Origin of the sequence: Alteromonas sp. 38, assembly GCF_902506055.1 — a bacterium.
In the GTDB taxonomy this organism is placed as follows: Bacteria; Pseudomonadota; Gammaproteobacteria; order Enterobacterales; family Alteromonadaceae; genus Alteromonas; species Alteromonas lipotrueae.
In genome coordinates this window covers 3,331,633-3,350,315 of sequence record NZ_LR733300.1, presented here as the reverse complement: position 1 = coordinate 3,350,315, position 18,683 = coordinate 3,331,633, and the positions used below count along the sequence as shown (strand labels likewise).

General features: G+C 43.3%; 14 protein-coding genes. 13 read left to right on the top strand and 1 reads right to left on the bottom strand.

Features of this window, described 5'->3' with window-relative positions:
- Positions 1-9 precede the first annotated feature (9 nt).
- The 12 genes from FLAVO9R_RS14565 to FLAVO9R_RS14510 all read left to right on the top strand — a co-directional run bounded on the left by FLAVO9R_RS14565 (position 10) and on the right by FLAVO9R_RS14510 (position 15,329).
- Positions 10-531 carry a RidA family protein gene (locus FLAVO9R_RS14565; RefSeq protein ID WP_013783098.1) on the top strand — a complete coding sequence of 174 codons (522 nt, stop codon included), beginning with the start codon at positions 10-12 and terminating at the stop codon, positions 529-531.
- Between the two features lie 750 nt (positions 532-1,281).
- Positions 1,282-3,807 carry a TonB-dependent receptor gene (locus FLAVO9R_RS14560; protein ID WP_159532443.1) on the top strand — a complete coding sequence of 842 codons (2,526 nt, stop codon included), beginning with the start codon at positions 1,282-1,284 and terminating at the stop codon, positions 3,805-3,807.
- 138 nt (positions 3,808-3,945) lie between these two features.
- Complete coding sequence (locus FLAVO9R_RS14555; RefSeq protein ID WP_159532441.1) at positions 3,946-5,232, top strand: MFS transporter; 1,287 nt, start codon at positions 3,946-3,948, stop codon at positions 5,230-5,232.
- Between the two features lie 145 nt (positions 5,233-5,377).
- The gene (gene gtfA / locus FLAVO9R_RS14550; protein WP_159532439.1) at positions 5,378-6,859 is read left to right on the top strand and encodes a sucrose phosphorylase; all 1,482 of its coding nucleotides are present in this window, start codon (positions 5,378-5,380) and stop codon (positions 6,857-6,859) included.
- Positions 6,860-7,143: 284 nt separating this feature from the next.
- On the top strand, positions 7,144-7,959 hold the full coding sequence (locus FLAVO9R_RS14545; RefSeq protein ID WP_159532437.1) for a hypothetical protein: 816 nt from the start codon (positions 7,144-7,146) through the stop codon (positions 7,957-7,959).
- Entirely contained in the window at positions 7,959-8,249 is a 291-nt protein-coding gene (locus FLAVO9R_RS14540) for a hypothetical protein (protein ID WP_159532435.1), read from the top strand. The genes FLAVO9R_RS14545 and FLAVO9R_RS14540 overlap by 1 nt, the downstream gene beginning before the upstream one ends.
- 17 nt (positions 8,250-8,266) lie before the next feature.
- Complete coding sequence (locus FLAVO9R_RS14535) at positions 8,267-8,617, top strand: hypothetical protein (RefSeq protein WP_159532433.1); 351 nt, start codon at positions 8,267-8,269, stop codon at positions 8,615-8,617.
- Between the two features lie 2 nt (positions 8,618-8,619).
- Positions 8,620-10,272 (top strand): peptidoglycan-binding domain-containing protein, encoded by a 1,653-nt coding sequence (locus FLAVO9R_RS14530; protein ID WP_159532431.1) that lies wholly within the window; start codon positions 8,620-8,622, stop codon positions 10,270-10,272.
- Between the two features lie 212 nt (positions 10,273-10,484).
- The gene (locus FLAVO9R_RS14525) at positions 10,485-11,543 is read left to right on the top strand and encodes a YHYH protein (protein ID WP_159532429.1); all 1,059 of its coding nucleotides are present in this window, start codon (positions 10,485-10,487) and stop codon (positions 11,541-11,543) included.
- A 15-nt stretch (positions 11,544-11,558) separates the two neighbouring features.
- Positions 11,559-12,053: a hypothetical protein gene (locus tag FLAVO9R_RS14520; RefSeq protein ID WP_159532427.1), complete on the top strand. Its 495-nt coding sequence runs from the start codon at positions 11,559-11,561 to the stop codon at positions 12,051-12,053.
- 213 nt (positions 12,054-12,266) lie between these two features.
- Positions 12,267-13,160: a hypothetical protein gene (locus tag FLAVO9R_RS14515; RefSeq protein ID WP_159532425.1), complete on the top strand. Its 894-nt coding sequence runs from the start codon at positions 12,267-12,269 to the stop codon at positions 13,158-13,160.
- Positions 13,161-13,529: 369 nt separating this feature from the next.
- A complete protein-coding gene (locus FLAVO9R_RS14510; protein WP_159532423.1) occupies positions 13,530-15,329 on the top strand; it encodes a vanadium-dependent haloperoxidase in 1,800 nt (599 codons plus the stop codon).
- Between the two features lie 79 nt (positions 15,330-15,408).
- Here the strand turns inward: FLAVO9R_RS14510 and FLAVO9R_RS14505 are convergent, their stop codons facing one another.
- Entirely contained in the window at positions 15,409-16,167 is a 759-nt protein-coding gene (locus FLAVO9R_RS14505) for a glutathione S-transferase (RefSeq protein WP_159532421.1), read from the bottom strand.
- A 123-nt stretch (positions 16,168-16,290) separates the two neighbouring features.
- On the opposite strand from FLAVO9R_RS14505, the gene FLAVO9R_RS14500 reads away from it, so the two are divergent.
- Complete coding sequence (locus FLAVO9R_RS14500) at positions 16,291-18,651, top strand: peptidase U32 family protein (protein WP_159532419.1); 2,361 nt, start codon at positions 16,291-16,293, stop codon at positions 18,649-18,651.
- The last annotated feature ends 32 nt before the right edge of the window (positions 18,652-18,683 follow it).

Here is an 18,683-nt window from a genome sequence, read left to right as displayed (position 1 = left end):
GGAAAAATGATGAAAAAATTTATAGTATCGACAGCAGCTTTATTAATATTAATGCCTTTAGTTGCAAGCGCGAATTCGCCAGAGGAAAACCTCAAAGCGGCGGGGTTTACTTTGCCAGCGCCAGTGAAGCCGATAGCCAATTACGTAACATGGCGACGTGCGGGAAACATATTGTACTTATCGGGTCACGGGGCCTGTGAAGGCAAGAGTGTACTTGGCAAATTGGGGCAAGACGTATCGGTAGAGCAGGGTTACGATGCTGCTCAATTGGTGGGGCTATGCGCGTTGGCAACGATTAAAGAAGCCACTGGAGATTTGAGCACGGTAAAACAAGTGCTACAGATAACGGGGATGGTAAATGCCACTGATGATTTCACTGGGCATTCACTCGTGATAAATGGCTTTTCCGATATTTTTGTCACTGCGTTTGGTGATGATGGTAAAGCAGCAAGAGCCGCCGTTGGCATGAGTAGCTTGCCGGGCAATATGGCGGTTGAAGTGAGCGCAGTTCTTGAATTGAATGGGAGTTAAACGAGGAGCTTGAGGGAGAGCTCTACAGTGGCTAAATCTGCGTTAGCATTGACGTCAAACGCTTAGCATAAGTAACAGTATTCAAAAATAACTGTTCGCAGCCTCGCGCATGCATACATCATACATACTACACCGCTTCTATTTTAAACAGTCAATACATGGCCGGCGTGACCGGCTTCATGTTTCTCGAACCTTCAACGATATAGCCAATTAACGCCCAGCTTTTTTGTGTGAGGGACTTCGTGTGTAACAAAGCCTGTGCAAAATATTAAGATACTTTGGCAAGGCTGACCTCGTGGCCTCAATTCGCATTTTTGTACGAAAGGTCTATTTTTGAAATAAGATAATAGTGAAGACTTGCGGTTAGTTTTGATGAAATATATGGCGAACTTGATGCCTAAGAGTCAGAATTATCTGAGTTTTTACTATGTTTATACATTGTTAATTAAACCTTGGTCTAAAACGATTAAGTTAATGGTGGGTAAAAACTAAAAATAAATTGAACTTTTTTATATTATTGAGTTTTTGCCTAAGATTATGATTTTTATGTGTTTGTAATTTTAGTTTGCTGATAAGGTGAGATGGGTTCGGTTATTTTTTTAAACAAATATTTTACATAATGCAATTCTTCTAGTAATCTTTTACTTAATCGATTAAGTCGGTGTTTGTTAATTTATGGTTTTAGTTCTCTTTCGCTTGTTTCTATAAAGCTGAGCGTAAGAGAGTTTCGCTTAGCTTTGGAGAATACCCATGCACACTACATTTAAAAAAAGCGCATTGGGCATTGCAGTGTTAATAGGCCTAAATGGCGCTGCTTTAGCTCAAGACTCTTTATCTCAAGATAATTCATCTCAAGAGAAGAAAGCAAAAGAAACGTATGAACAGATCGTGGTAACAGCCAGCCCTGCTGGTGTTTCCGCACAAGAGGCAAGTGTCTCTGTTAGTTCGTTTGATGAAGAAGACGTCATGAAACTAGCACCTCGCTCAACGGCTGAGGTGTTCCGTGCGCTGCCAGGCATTCGCGCCGAATCATCAGGCGGTGGCGGCAACGCAAACATCACTATTCGTGGTATCCCTTTGGCTACGGGCGGCTCTAAATTCATGCAAATCCATGAAGATGGCCTTCCCGTTTTAGAGTACGGCGATATTAACTTTGGTAACGCAGATAACTTCTTGCGCTACGATTGGTCTGTAGAACGGGTGGAATCGGTACGTGGTGGTTCAGCATCTACATTTGCCAGTAACTCACCGGGTGGGGTCATCAACATGATCAGCGCAACGGGAGAACAAGGTGGTGGTGCAATCGGCACATCTTTTGGTCTTGATTACGAAGAGTTTCGTTTAGATTTCGCTTACGGCGGTGAAATAAACGACGATCTATATTTTCATATTGGTGGTTTTGCACGCGGTGGCGAAGGTGTTCGTGACACCGGCTATAACGGCGATCAAGGTGGCCAAGTAAAAATCAACTTCACTCAGTTACTAGATAACGGTCATTTACGCTTTTACTTCAAGCATTTAGACGACAGGGTGACTACCTATTTACCAGCTCCGGTATTGGTAAAAGGTAACGGCAGCTATGGCGCAGTAGATAACTTCGATGCAAGCAGCCAAACACTGCATTCTGCTTACACTACCAATGTTTCGACTTTCGATTCTTTCGGTAACCCAGTTAATCGTGATCTAACGGACGGTATTGAATCTGAGGTGACCTCATTCGGTTTTGAAGCTGATTTAGAAGTGGCAGAAGATCTTTACCTACTTAACAAATTCAGAACGTCTGATGTAGGCGGTGGATTCGTATCTCCATTCACCGATACTTTCGGTGCTTATGGACCGCAGTCTGCTAGCAGCATGGCTACCGCTATTTGTGCATCAGCCTTAGACGGCGACGGTAATGCTTTTAACTGTGATTCAACCAGCGTAACGCTTGCGAATGGTCCAAATGCCGGTGAAGAGTACAACGGCTTAGCTTTCCTTAATTTATTGTTCGATACGACTTACAATGATTTAGGTAATATGATCAACGATTTAAGCCTTCGTAAAGAGTACGATAATGGCGTAACACTTACCGCAGGTTATTACTACTCTAAGCAAGATATCGCTATTAGCTGGAACAGCTGGAATACGTTTATTCAAACGGTTGATGGTACTAACTCTCAGTATCTTCATATTGAAGATGCCGACGGTACTGCACTTGTTGACCAAGGGCTTTGGGCTCCAAGCTTCCTTTCATGGGAATGGGATTTAAATTACACCACTACAGCACCATACATCAACGTAGGCTTCGAAGTGGGTGATAACTGGTTGTTTGACGTGAGTGCACGTCGTGACACAGTGCAAGCAAACGGTGAGCTTATCAACTCTTGTTGTGGCGGTAACACTGATGTAGACATCAATGGTGACGGCATTATCTCAGGCAATACCGAAGATGCATCTGCATCAAATGGCTTCGGCTTCGGGGGTGGTGTAATTCGTTTGAACCGTGCTAACGCAACAAGCCAAATAGTTGATTATGAAGCAAGTAATACATCATTCTCATTAGGTGGTTCATACCTGTACAGCGACTCTGTGACTTTCTTTGGTCGCTATAGTGAAGGTGGCCGAGCGCTAGCTGATAGACTACTTCAAATTGCTGGTACCCTTAATGCGGATGGCAGCTTAACGAGTACGACGAGTGGTTTCGACGAAACAGAGCAGTTAGAGTTTGGTGTCAAGTACGGTACGCGAGACTTCAAATTTAACGCGACATTGTTCAATACGGTAACCCAAGATACTCAAGCTGAAGTGACAAGCGGTTTAACCTTTATTCGTGAATACGAAGCAACAGGTCTAGAACTTGAAAGTAAGTACGATTTCGGTAACGGTTTCACAATGTCAGGAAACGCAACGTGGACAGATGCAGAAATTAGTGAAGACAAGTTCAACCCTGCATTAGTAGGTAAGACACCTCGTCGTCAAGCTGATTTCATCTACACGGTTATTCCACAGTACGATTTTGAAAACTTTAGCATCGGTGCGTCTTTACAAGGTTCAACTGAGTACTATGTGCAAGACTCAAACGAGCTTAAGCAAGATGCTTATGTGGTGGCTAACTTATTTGCAACTTGGTATGTATCTGACCAGTTCTCAGTATCGTTGAATGTAAACAACGCCACTGATGAATTTGTTATCACTGAGTCTGAAGAGAGTGCTGCATCAGCTGGCGATATCATTCGAGCTCGCCCGATTAGCGGAAGAACGTCTTCAATTCAATTGAAGTACGCCTTCTATTAATCGCAGTTCGCCGCGGCGCTGCTTTTTGCAGCCGCCGCTGGCGCTGTTTACCGTATTTAGCCGCAGGCGCTAGTTAAGATATTTAGGCGCAGGTGCAGTAATGCGTTTATCTTTCTTAAGTATCAAAGGTAAATCTCCATGTCTACTAACCAAACGAGCGAGCATAACTACGGGTTAATTCGCTGGTTAACCTATTTGATGTTTATGATGTTTGCGATGACATCCGACTCGGTAGGCGAAATCATTAAAGAAGTAAAAATTGAGTTTGCAGTGACCAATACTCAAGCGAGTTTAATGCACTCTTTGTTCATGATTGGTATCGCTTTTTCTGGACTGTTTCTTGGCTTCTTAGCAGATAAATTTGGTCGTAAAAATACGCTAATATTGGGCTTAGCCTTATTCGCGATTTCTTGCTATCTGTTTATGGTAGGCAGTACCTTTGCTTTTATTCTAAGTTTGGTAACCCTATCAGGCCTGGCAGTTGGGGTGTTTAAAACCGCTGCACTTGCCTTAATTGGCGATATTTCACGCTCAACTAAAGAACATACTGGCACCATGAACGGTGCTGAAGCTTTCTTTGGCGTTGGTGCAATCATTGGTCCAATTTTAGTGGCCTGGCTGATTACTCAAGGCGTTCACTGGACTTGGTTGTACGTCATAGCCGGTGGTTTATGTACCATACTAATTTGCATGGCACTGATGGTTGAATACCCACAAAGCAAGGCATTAAAAGAGAAGCCTACTAGCCTTGTCGATAGTCTAAAACTGCTTAAAGATCCTTACGCACTAGGCTTCTCTATTGGTGCGTTTCTTTATGTTGCGGCCGAGAGCGCAATATATGTGTGGATGCCAAGCTACTTAATTTGTGACGCTAACTCGGCATCAGATATTTACAGCTGCTACGCCAATGATTCTACTCAAACACTCGCCATCTACGCCGTTTCTGTATTCTTTGCTTTGCGTGCAGTAGGTCGGTTTGTCGGAATTTGGATGATGCAGCATTTCGAGTGGACCAAAGTGCTACTGTTATTTAGTTTCATGATAATGGTGTGTTTTGTGGTTGGTTTAATGACTGGCCCAACATTAGCCGTTTTCCTTTTCCCATTAAGCGGCATATTTATGTCGGTCATTTATCCTACTTTCAATTCTAAAGGCATTAGCTGCTTCGAGAAGCGACAGCACGGTTCAGTGGCGGGCGTTATCTTATTCTTTACCGCTGCGGGCGCTGCGGCTGGGCCTTTTATCATGGGCGTGGTGAGCGATGCCTATGGTGGCGATGCCAAGTACGGGTTTGTAGTAGCCACAGGCTTTTCTATCTTGTTGTTCCTAGGGTTACTTTACAACGCTATTGCTCAGCCAACGCGAGCGCGTCTGGCCATGATTGAGAAACGAGAATATGGCGTTGACTCAACTACACCTGGCTAAAGCAAAGACGATTAGTTAGGGCAATATTACGTTTCACTATATACATTAAATCAATGCAGTGCTTCTTGTTGCCATAGAAGCTATGCAAGTCTTCGGTGCAATTTTGCTTTTCAATGCGCAGCACCCCGTTATTTGGAGAATTTTCATGCCTTTACGCAATGGTGTTCAACTCATTACCTATGCAGACCGTTTGGGTCAAGGAAATATGTCTGGCCTCAATACGCTTTTAAGCACCACGTTAAAAGGGCTGTTTACAGGCGTTCATATTTTACCTTTCTATTACCCATTCGATGGTGAAGATGCAGGTTTTGATCCTATCGATCATACTACCGTTGATTCGCGTTTGGGTAGTTGGGCCGATGTGAAGCAGATTGGTGAGTCGATGAATATTATGGCAGACCTAATAGTGAATCATATGTCTGCGCAAAGTGTGCCTTTTTTAGATGTGATTAAACAGGGGCGAGAGTCTCAGTACTGGCCGCTATTTTTAACAAAAAAATCGGTATTTAGCGAAGATGATGCGGCTAATATTACCAATATTGGAAAGGTCTTTAGGCCTCGCCCTACGCCATTTTTCTCTGAGTATGAGTTAGATAACAAAGAGGTGGTGCCTTTTTGGACCACGTTTACCGCTAATCAAATTGATATTGATGTTGAGTCTGACTTGGGTAAAGCATACCTAGAATCAATCCTAGAAGCTTTTACACAAAGTAATGTCGATTTAATTCGTTTAGATGCCGCAGGTTATGCCATTAAACGCGCTGGCACCAACTGTTTCATGTTAGAAGAAACCTTTGAATTTATTGAAGCATTAAGCAAGCGGGCACACACTATGGGCATTCAAAGCTTGGTTGAAATTCACAGCCATTTTGAAACTCAAATTGCTATTGCGTCTCGTTGTGACAGTGTTTACGACTTTGCGCTTCCACCATTGGTATTGCACACCCTATTTAGCAAAGACGCATCCGCCTTGGCGCATTGGTTGTCTATTTCCCCTCGCAACTGCTTCACCGTACTAGATACCCATGATGGAATCGGTATTGTTGATGTGGGAGCAAGCGGTGACAAGCCTGGGCTTTTGACTAACTCGCAAATCGACAATTTGGTAGAAACCATTCATGTTAACTCGAATGGCGAGTCGAGAAAGGCCACTGGCGAAGCTGCGAGTAATGTCGACCTGTATCAAATTAACTGCACTTATTATGATGCGTTAGGAAAGGACGATTATAATTACTTGCTCGCGCGTGCGATACAGTTCTTCAGCCCAGGAGTACCACAAGTGTATTATGCTGGGATGTTAGGGGCGACTAACGACATGGAGCTGCTAGCGAAAACTAATGTGGGTCGTGATATCAATCGCCCTTATTTAAGCGAACGCGATATTGATGAAGCTCTCGCTAAGCCAGTGGTAAAAGGCCTAATTGAATTAATTCATATTCGTAACGATACGAATGCGTTTAACGGCGATTTCTCTGTTACTGAAGATGCAGGTACTTTGTTATTAGTCTGGACATTAGGTGAAGAACGCGCCGAATTACGGATAGAAATGAGCACGCTTGATGCAAATATCACATTGCTAGAAGGGGGGCTAAAATCAACCCTTTCTTTAGCGAAACTCACGGCATAGTCTCTGTTCTAGCCCGAACAAAAACAAAAAAACGCGGTAGTGGCTTCATTTATTCAGTCGGGGTCACTACCGATTATTCATCATTAAATTCAGCCTGTTACCCTCATAAAAAAGCGCAAAGCCTTGCTCTTTGATTGATACGTTTACCATTTCCTCCAGATAACACGCAAAGCTGAAACTGAATTGGTTGTATTTTGTGCAAATAGTGTTAAGTTAATATTCAATAAGTTTAAATAATAACCATCGAAATGAAGTATGTTTCAAGGTTGCATGGACACAGCCCAATGCACTTCACCACTTCAGAGCGACTAAAACGAATTCAACAACACTTGGGTGTTTCACCTGATGGTGTGCTTGGCGGAGAAACGCTTTCAGCCCTTGAAAAGCGGTTACTTCCCATCGAAGAGCGCCTGACCCAAGTTACCTCAACAATAACGCCTGCCAACTCAAATGAAATAAGCCTTACGCTTTCACAAAAGGGGATAAACCTTATTGTGCAGCATGAGATCAGTTCAAAGCAATATTATGAAAAACGGCTTACCCATCCCACGTGGCCTAAAGGTGAATCGGGGATCACTATCGGTATCGGTTACGATTTAGGTTACGCGAGTAAAAGCCAATTTCAATCAGACTGGCAGTCGCTCCTTAGTACCTTTGATATGGTGAAGCTTACCCGGGTTTGTGGCCTGAAGGGGCAAGCCGCTAAAATACATGTCTCTTCTTTACGTTCTGTTACGGTGCCCTTCGATGCCGCGAAACATGTATTTGTTCACTCATCACTGCCTAAATATGCACAAAAAACAACATCTACGTACCCAGGTGTCGAGTACTTGAATGCTGATGCTCAGACTGCATTGGTCTCGTTAGTGTATAACCGTGGAGGTAGCCTGAAAGGGGATTCACGACGAGAAATGGCTGCCATAAAACCTTTGGTTTTAAGCAAAGATTACGTTGGCATTGCGCTGCAAATTACCAAGATGAAACGATTGTGGCAGGGCAGAGGGCTCGATGGATTGTTACACCGGCGAGACGATGAAGCTAATTTAGTCAGGCATTCAGATAGAAGGTATTTAGCTGGCGACTTAGTGAGGGTGGCGTAATGAAAACGATTCAGCACGATTTACATTTACGATACGAAGCTTACACCCGAGCACATCAGCGCTTCGCCGAAAGGGGGGAGTTCCGGGTTGAAATATACCAAGGCAGATTGGAAATCGACAATCAGCACGACATCAAGCATTTGGCTACCTCTTCATTTTCTCAGGAAATGGTAGAAGAAAGTGCAGTTATACCAGCATCTATACCAGCAGTTCAGGACACCGCTTTGCCCTTGTTTAAAGCGCTGTTTAATACAAACTTTGTTAAGGCAATAAAGCTGCTTTTTTATTAATTTATAGAAGGAATTTTATGATGGGAAAGTTCAAAGACGCAATGCAAACTATGGCAGACGGTATTGGCGATTTGTCTAAACTTGATGTCGTGACATTTCAAGGCTCAGTCACACTGAACGCAACGGATACCGCGCCGTTAAAATTTGATGACGTGATGTCCTCTGCCATGGGTAATACCACGGTGGCAGTTAAGGTGCTGGCCAGCACTCAAACCAGTATCGATGGCGACATTGTTGCTTTTTACGATAAGGATATCACCGAAGAACAGCGACTTGCTCATGCTGACTTGGTGCTCGCAGGCGCTGAATCTCGAGCAGCATCTATCGAGTTTGTGAGATCTATTGTTGGGGAAATTGCGGATTTGTAGTGATGGACGACAAATTTGGCACAGTCGATAAGTTGGGGAGGGGGCTTGATGCTTCGGTATCTAAGCATTATTTGCCCAACGCAACGTTAGCTTCAGATAACCCAAATGAAATAGATTCTTCTGCCTATATTCGCGCCATTAGATCCCGTTTAATTGAGCTAGGTTACTTAGGTGAAGGGCATAAATTCACGAATCGTCATAACCCTCAGATTGACCGCATACTGATTAAAAAAATAAAGCAGTTTCAACATGATGCTGGTATTACCCAAGACGGTTGGGCCGGAAAGCTAACATGGCAGGCATTGGAGTGCTTAGTAAGCTTTGAAAACCAGCAAAGTCCTGCATTCTGGGGCAATGTTTGGCGAAATGCTTCTAGCGAGGAATGGAGAAGTTCATGGCAGCAATCAACGCCAGAAAATCAACCCCAATTATGGCTATTTAAAGATGGGGTTTTACAAAACAAAGCAGTGATGCGAGCGGTGTATTGTCGTTTGTATACACTCGGCTTTTTTACCGATTGGGATAAACATCGCATTCACACCAAAACTATCATCAACCCTAGCGAAAATGCCGACTTTCAAAATGCGATTGACCAGTTTTGTGTGTTTGCCAAGCAGCTGAGACTAGTGAGAAATTCGTGCTCTGGATTGAATATGGATTTACTCAACGCCATATTTGAATACGACAATATCGTTTCTAGGTTAAGCGACAATGCACACTTTGAACCCGCAATTACGACGTACCCTAAAACTATAGAAGCGATCGCCAGAGTAGAGCTTTGGTTGCTCGGTTATGATATTTCACCGGGGAAAGATCAAACGATTAGAAGAGCTACAAGAAGATTCAAAAAAAGAACGTTTATCAGCGTATCCAAAACTCAACTCGCGATTAAAAAATTTTATTCTGACTACCCCGTGGCGCTCGAACGTGATGAAATAAGTGATAAGGGACACCCAATAAACGCAGCTTTAATGGCGGCATTCTCTGCGCTATCCACCGACATAGAAGTGGACGAAAGTGACAGTGAAAAATTGAACGCTTCGGTAAGTCAACTATGGCAAAGTAAAAGTAAGCAAAGTGCGTTAAGAGCACAATTTAACAGGCTAGCCAATGGTATTTTCGACGGATTAAAGCGAATGGTAAGTTGGCTATTTGGCGCAGTAAAACGCGTGCTTGAAAAAACAAAGGAAGTGATTGCGAATATCGCACGTTACATTAGCAAAAAAGCACGCAAGAATTATTTGAGTGTCGTGAAAGCGTTCGATATTGTTTATTCAGGCATGTCGTATTTAAAAGGTAATGCGTTTCACTATGGTACGCCCTCTAAAGCTTGTTTCGCCCATGACAATGATTTTGATCAGTTTTGCTGCATAGACCCAAAAGCGCTAAACGAGCAGCTTAGTTTTGATAGAACCCAGTATGCTTTTCAAGCCAAACTTTATGTAGCAGGATTAACTATTGTTGGTCATTTATTGCGTATAGCGCAACGAGTCGTACGAACAGTTTCTTCACCTGTAGGTTGGCTTTTAGCTCTACTTTCGTTGGCAAATCTTGCTAACTCTATAAAGGCAATAAGCAAGCAAATCACCCTTGTTCAGAAGTATGAACTTGACGTTACACATCAAAAGTCGTTGTTTAAAACACGAATTTCTTAATGTCAGACTGTGTCTTTACCGCGTATTTTTAACTTCCACTTTTTCTCCACATTGTTTCCCGTACTTATTTAGTAAGGTCGTTGTTCGGTAATTATTTTTTTCCTGAGTATGGCTGTGTGCTGGCTAAGTACTTGTTTACCCAGCTTTGCTCGGGGTTATAGATAGGCGGCGGTAAATTGAATCTGTGCCTTATATTTTACAAAGGAAACAACGTGAATAACGATCTGCTCAAAATTGCTTTTATTTCACTATTTTTGTTTTTAACTGCCTGTGGCGGTTCAAGTGATTCAAGTACTGAAGTAACCGACAGTAGTGCAATCGATGGCTCTGACGATACTTCTGATAATGATGATACCAATGATAGTTCTGATGACGACGCGCAAAATGATGAGGCGGGAATAGATGTCGATGCGACTTTGTTTCTTACCGGAGAAAACGTCAGCATTGATACTGTATCCTGTACCTTGATGAATGGTACGCAAACATTGTGCTACGAAATAACATCAAAACACACCGCAGAAGAGCACGATATGGGCCCTTGGTGCCCCGAAACAATTTACGATACTGCCGAAGAGGGGGGGCTTTGGTTTGACAAAGGTGAAATAAATGATCTAGATGGCGCTTTCATTGAAAACTTGGCCACCTATTATGATGACCCCGGCTTTAAGATGTACGAGGACGACGGTACCGTTCGCAGAATGGAAACCGCAGAGGAGTGCGCAGAGGGTGCAGATCCCAATATTGAAGACAAATACACAAACATGTGTGCTCAATGCTTGCCCGAGTGGGTAAGTACACAAGTGACCTATCTCATCCCTATTACACCCATTAAGCAAGACGAACCGGTTGAGCTGAGCGATGGCCCCACGTTAGAAGTAGCAGGGGTAGATTATGGACCTTCAGTAAGAGGCTTGGCATTCAATGGTGTTAGGTTCGATCATCCAGCCGACATCGATATTATTCTAGCTGGGTATCAAATTGCGCCGGTAGATGATGCAGGTGGGCACGTAAACAACAGCTTAGGTTATCACTATCATGGCGACACCGGCATGACAACTCGTATTGAGCAATCGGATAGTCATGCGGCAATGATTGGCTATGCCCTTGATGGTTTTGGTTTGTACGCAAAGTTAGATGACAACGGTAACGAAGCAGAAGATTTGGATGAATGTAGAGGGCACAGCGACGACACTCGTGGCTACCATTATCATGTACTGTCGTTAGAGAGCAACGAGTTCTTAGATTGCTTTTATGGCGCGTGGGCAGAGTAATCCAGCGGGTATATTATGAATGTAGTTAAACAGTCGGTGTTAATTGTGACCTTGTTATGGTGGTCTATTAGCGTTCATGCCCACGGATTCGATTATTCTGTTGTCAGGTTAACGGAAACAGAAAACCATATGTGGCGCTTAGCCGTAACCTCATCATTAGATGCTTTTAGAAAAGAAGTGCGTTTGCACTTCTCCAAGACCCCTTATACTACTCCTGAGGAATTTAACGAGCAGCTTCTTAACCATATTAGCGCAACGTTGAGTATCAACGCAGAAAATGAATCTGTTTCACTTGGTGAAGGTACGGTATCTCTTGGGCATGAAACATCGGTTGTTTATACCCAAATCAAGCTTCCCAAAAGCGCGCAAAAAATGGTGCTTACTAACGGCGCAGTAAAAGACATCTACCGTCACACCACTAAGCTAATCGTTACGCCGTGGGCAGCAGATAAACAGTCATTTATTTTAAATAAGTCGAACAACTTTACTGCAACTATTTTGCTTCTCTAACTTGACGGTAGCGACGCTACCATTCTTCGGCATACCTTTTTGTTAAAATTCGTTACCATGGCCTTATAGCATTAGTTTTAGCAATCTGTTTGTTGCACTGTTTATATTGCACCTTCCATATTGCACCTTGCAGATTCCGTTTCTGCGGGTTGTAAAAAGTAGTGATATTTGATTGTGTGAAATTCGGGATTGTTTAAAAGAAAGGATACTTAAATGAGTAAAAACACAAAGCTTGCTGTGGGCGTTTTGGTTGCACTTGGCGTTTGTTATGTAGGAGGAAACGTTTATGCTTCCTCAAAAGCCAAAGACGCAGTAGATGAAATGATCGCTGAACTCCCTGCTACCACTCAGGTTTCTTACCGCGATGTAAGTGCGACTATTTTTGGTGATGTATCTATCGACGACATTCGCATTGGTGATGACAGACAAGGGCATATCGTGGTTAAAAACATTGCCCTTTCAGGTTTCGAAGAAGCATTAGAGAATTCTACTGAAGGAGAGGTGCACTTTTCTGGTGTCTCGTTTTCTGAATATAAAGGTCAAGGTGTTGATGATACGCCAGATGATATTCAAGAAATTTTGGTTCACATGCTGATGAACGAAGGGAAAACCCTCGATCAACGTTTTGCTTTTGAAGTAAATGAAGATGACAACGAATACCGTATTAAAGAGCTGACTTTCGATGTGGAAGACGCTGGCCGTATTTCACTTTCAACAGACCTTTTCACAAAAGCCCCAATTTCAACGGCCCCTGAGCTTATTGCGCAGCACTTAATGGCTGCGATAGAAATTGGTGAGTTTACCCTTTCGTTAGAAGAAGATGGGCTGGTTGATAGGTTATTTGCTTCACAAGTTACCGCCGAGAAAAGCCTTGATGATTTACGCGATGAAGCAATCGATGGTTTGAAAAACGCAATGAAGCAGGCTGAGCCGCAAAGAAAAATGCTTTTAGAAGGAACAATTGCGTTACTTGAAGGAGGGGAAGTTACGCTTTACCGTGAAAGCGATGAACCTTTTTCGATAGTGCCTATGACGATAATGTCAGGCCCTAATGGCGCGCTGGCGACTTTCATACGAGATGGCAAGTTTCAAATAGAGGTAGATTAGGCGTATTCAATTTACCACCTGATTTGGCTGCTCATCACTGGAAGAGCAGCCCTGTTGTCCCCAGTACCTGAATGGTATGCAGTTATTTTTATTCACGCTTGCATTCACCTTAATTTCAGGCAAATCCTTGCGCTTATTCCGCCTTCCTATCTATGCATTACTAGTTCTGCAAAAACCATCTAGCGCTTCACTCATTTGCGTTCGAAGCACATACCTTCCTATAAAATCTTAAAATGAACAAAAAACCTCAATGTTTGCTGCGAGCTTTTCGAGCTTCACCGCACATAAACCTATGGTTGCCTAGATGTCGAAGGCTGTAGACGGGGCACCCATTCATTTGACTTAAAAAATACTTAAGGAAAAAGCACCATGGCCCTTCCAGAAAGACGTTCAGAACAAGAGCAACGCATCATTGATAGCGAGAAAGTTCGAAAAGAAGCTGCCCAAGTGGCTCGGCAAAGAATAGAGTCCGAATACGAAGCGCTCTCGCCTACCGAGACTATCCATAAAACGAACAATGATGAGATGCTTACTTCAAAATCCATGAGTTTTACCAAAGGATTACAGCACAATGAAATCACTGGTTTATTGTATAACGAAGACGACTTTGTGAAATTTGTGAAAGGCATTAATACTGGTGATCCACAAGATATCTTAGACACCCCTATTGGTACGACTGTTAACTATAAATGGCGGGGCTGGGAAAGTTCTGCAGCTGGCCTTACTTATGATTTACAGGGGCCAGATAGTCACTCGGTCACTATGCCAGCCCCTCCAGGTTTGGAAAACAAAGATGAACTTAGTGCTGAGATTGGTGAAGTTTATGCGCAGGCATTGCTTAGAGACGCACATTTTGCTGCTTTCTCAATGAATGAAAATGTTTATAAGGAGTTTGTTGGGCAAGAATGGGGGAGTAAGCGGGTTAGCACAAAATACGCTCACGTTGAATCGGTGGTCGAATGCCTTAACAGAATACCTTTTTTTTCATCTGACAATGTTCGCGGCCCCTTTACGCCAGTGAATGCATTTCGTGGTATTTCAAAGGGGGATTTAGATGGCCCTTATCTATCACAATTCCTACTGACGGGTGATAATGGCCTAAACAATAAGAACGATGGATCACCTGAACATGATGCTAGTGATGGCATAATTTCTTACGGGGCTCAAACCATCAATCAAAAGGTGAGGTTTGCACGTTCAGATGACTACTTGACTGACTGGAGTGAGTGGTTAGATATTCAAAATGGCGGCGATGCTCGCGGTTGTGAAAAATACGTTGGTGACCAAAGACGCTTTATAACCACCCCTAGAGATTTAGCGACATACGTACACTATGATGCGCTATATCAAGCGTATTTGAATGCGTGTTTATTGCTGTTAAATGTAGGAGCCCCCCTTGGAGAAAGGATCCCCTACGCTAAAAAAGAGGGGGAAACAGATACAACTTATAAACAACAGGGCTTCGCGCTGTATGGTGGGCCACATATTCTGTCATTGGTGACAGAGGTTGCCACTAGAGCTCTTAAAGCGGTGCGCTATCAAAAATTTAACCTGCACCGACGTCTGCGCCCAGAAGCACTGGCTGCGAGATTAGACAAATGCCAAGCGTATCCTGCTAGCTTCGAGCCTCAATTTGCAGAGATACGCGAAGTGATAGAAACATCGGGTTTGGCAGATAAGCTTGATAACAATCTGCTATTGCCAATGGCGTTTGCCGAGGGGTCGCCAATGCACCCATCTTATGGCGCTGGACACGCAACGGTTGCAGGTGCATGCGTGACCATTTTAAAAGCGTTTTTTGATGCGAGTTGTTTTTTACATATCACCAATGATGGTGAAAACTTTTCGGTAGATAGGCACTGTCGCCAGCATGATAACGCATTTATTCCTTCGTCGGATGGCCGCCGTCTACGAGTAGTCAAAGTAAGTCAGTCATTGAGTCTTGAGGGGGAGTTGAATAAGCTGGCGGCTAACATTTCTATCGGGCGAGATTGGGCTGGTGTACATTACTATTCCGACTATGAGCAATCTCTCTTAATGGGGGAGAAAATAGCTATTTCTATGTTGCAAGAGCAAACAATAGGACACAATCCGTTAGAAAGTCTCGCGTTTACGCTTCACCGGTTTGACGGCAGTGAAGTGGTTATTACAGAGGGGCAAGTGCGTTAGCACTGCTTTTTAGGGGGAGATCAAAAGGGGGATTAAGGGAGAGATGACATCTCCCTATGATTCCCTCCCTAAGGGCAATCTATGTAGGCTTCCACAGTTCATACTGCGTCATCACTTTATTAAACATAACGCTTTGTATGTAACCGTTTAGCCACTGCTTTAGGTTAGGGTAGGGCGATTCTCGATACCATTTTCGTTCAACTTTAGAAAATTGGCGAATAAAGGGCAGCAAGGCGATATCTGCTAGGCTTTCTTTTGTGCCAAAGATAAATCGGTCCGCTTGCTCATCTTCCATGCCTCCTCTAGTGCTATCAGCACCTAAACGCGCTTCTAAATCTTGCAAGTAAACTTCACAGGCTTGCCTGCACTCGGTGATGTTATTTTCGTGATAGCGTTTGGCTGCCTTGTAAGCATTTAATTGGGTTTTGAATTCATCATCGAATGTTTTAATTAACGCCAGCATGGCAGGCAGTGCATTGGGGTCTTGCTGATGCAATAGGTCTTCTGGATCGTTTTGATGCAGTGCCCACAACATCACATCCAAACTTTCATCTATCACGGTATTAGTGCCGTCTTGATTGAGCAATACGAGGGTGGGCACCGTACCTTTGGCAGACGCTTTAATCATGGCGTCTGGCTTATTGCTTAATACCACTTCACGCACTTCAACGTCCTGCGCCGCTTTAAACAAACCAATTCTTCCACGCATGGCATAAGGGCAATTGCGCAACGAATAGAGTATGGGGCACTGACCACGCTGAGGTTCATATTTTGGGGTAATTGCGGGTGCGCTTTTTTGCTCTTGTTGTGGCTTAGCATGTGGTTTTGAAGGTGGCATTGGGGGTTTTATCTCCATTTACCGCGATTAATCTGCCGTTATGATATTCATTGAGCAAATATGCAGGTAAAATCCTCGGCATAAAATTTCCCACAATATAGCATCTACATGAACAGTACTCACATGAATCCGAAAATTGAATTATTAGCCCCAGGTGGCGATGTTGATGCGATTAAAGCCGCCATTATCGCGGGAGCCAATGCGGTGTACTGTGGGTTAGACAATTTTAACGCACGAAATCGTGCGTCTAATATTTCATTTGATGCGCTGGTGGGCGTTATTCGCTTGGCGCACCAATACGACTGCGAAATCTTTTTAACGTTGAATATCGTTATTCTTGAAAAAGAATTTCCCACCCTTGCAAAGCTATTAAGTAAGTTGGTGAATACCACACTTGATGGCGTGATTGTGCAAGATATTGGCATGTTCAATCTTATCAAAAAGCATTTTCCTACGCTTGATATTCATGCTTCTACCCAAATGACCACGCACAACATCGGTCAAATCCCTTTCCTTAAAAAACTCGGGGCATCACGGGTTAATTTGTCGAGAGAATTAAACCTGCGGGAAATTACTGCCATTACCAAAGTGAGCCGCGAACACGACGTGCTAACCGAGGTGTTTGTGCATGGGTCTTTATGTGTGGCGTTCTCAGGGTTATGTTATTCAACCTCTGCGAGTGCCGGAAACTCGGGTAACCGAGGGCGCTGCAGTCAGGCTTGCCGCGAGGAATATGAAACCACCGAATCGGGGCATAACTTTCCGCTAAATATTAAAGATAACTCAGCCTTTTTCGACCTGCCGGCATTGATAGAAGCTGGCGTGTATTCGTTTAAAGTAGAAGGACGGATAAAAGGCGCAAGTTACGTTCATACGGTCATCGACAGTTTTAGAAAGCAGATAGATGGCTTTTTAGAAACTGGCGAATTGTTAGAAGACGGCGAACGCCTTTATAAGGTTTTCAACCGAGATTTTTCTAACGCGTTTTTACGTGGCGATTTGAACCAATCGATGTTTATTGATAACCCACGAGATAACTCAAAAAACCATGCTATCGAAAAAGCGGCACAAACAGAAAGCGTAAGCGATGCGTCTGCGAAAGACGTCAACCGTATTTCAGTGGTGCAGATACAAGAAGTGAAGCAAACCCTTTATCAAGAAAAGAACGAACTACACGACTTAGTAAGAGAGAAAATTCAGTATTTATCTATTGATAAAATACCTACTACGCTGGCTTTTTCAGGTGAAGAGGGAAGTTGTTTAACCCTAACTATTAAAACACATGGCTTAGCCGCGGGTCAGTCGTCTATAACTGAAGATGGCTCTGTTAAAGACAATATCAATTCAATCGCCCCTAAAACTATTATATTACGTTCTGAAGGCGTGTTATCGAAAAGCGAGAAAAATGCACTAGACGAAGTCTTGTTAGAGAAGCGTTTTAGGAATTTAGGCACCGGCGAATACTGCATTGCCGATCTTGATGTTACACAACTAGGTAAGGGCCTTAGTTTGCCGTTTCGCGATGTTACTGCGCTTAAAAATGAAGCCATGAAACAGCTTAATGGTGAACAGTCGCTAATTCCTGAAGTGGTATTACCAAAGCTGACAAGTTACCCCAAAAGCGAAGCCGATAAGCAGCCAGCGCTTTCGTTGTTAATTTGTGATGAAGCAGACGTGCAGTTAGTCGATGAAACGGATGCTGACATTTACTTTAAGTTGCCAGATGCCTATAAGCGCAATTGCACTAAGTATGTGGGTTTCTTAAAAGATAACCCGCGTTTAATTCCGTGGTTCCCCGCGGTGCTGATTGGCAAAGATTACGATGTGGCAGTGAATATACTTGAACAAGTCATGCCGCCATTAATTGTAACCAATAATACCGGTATTGCTTATAAGGCAAATGAATTAGGCATAAAGTGGATTGCAGGGCCGTTCTTAAATACCACCAACTCGTATGCTTTAATGGCGATGAAAGAAGACTTCGATTGTTACGGTGCGTTTATTTCAAACGAGCTTAATCGAATGCAAATGAAGAATATTGCACGGCCTCAAAACTTCAAACTGTTTTACAGTATTTATCATCCTATATTATTGATGACCAGCAGGCAGTGCTTCTTCCAACAAAGTGTGGGTTGCGAGAAACCGCGTATCGATAACGGGTGTATGCTTTCGTGCGACAAATCAACCAGCATTACCAATGTGAAAGGCATGTCGTTCGCCATCGATAAACAAAAGGCCGGATATCCGAGTATTTACAACGAAGATCAGTTTTTAAATATGGAAGTGATGAACGATTTGTCTGACTTGTTCGATGGCTTCATGATCGACTTAACCAACATTGGCGCGGGAGGTAAAGTATCACCCGACAAGGTAGCGCTAATTCGCCAATTCGAACAGCTATTAGCCGGTGATAAACACGTAGAAGGCACACTAAATAATATGGTGCCAGCTTCAACGGTAAGCCAGTACCACGCTGGTTTATAAGCTAACGCACACAAGTGTAAGCATCAATAAAA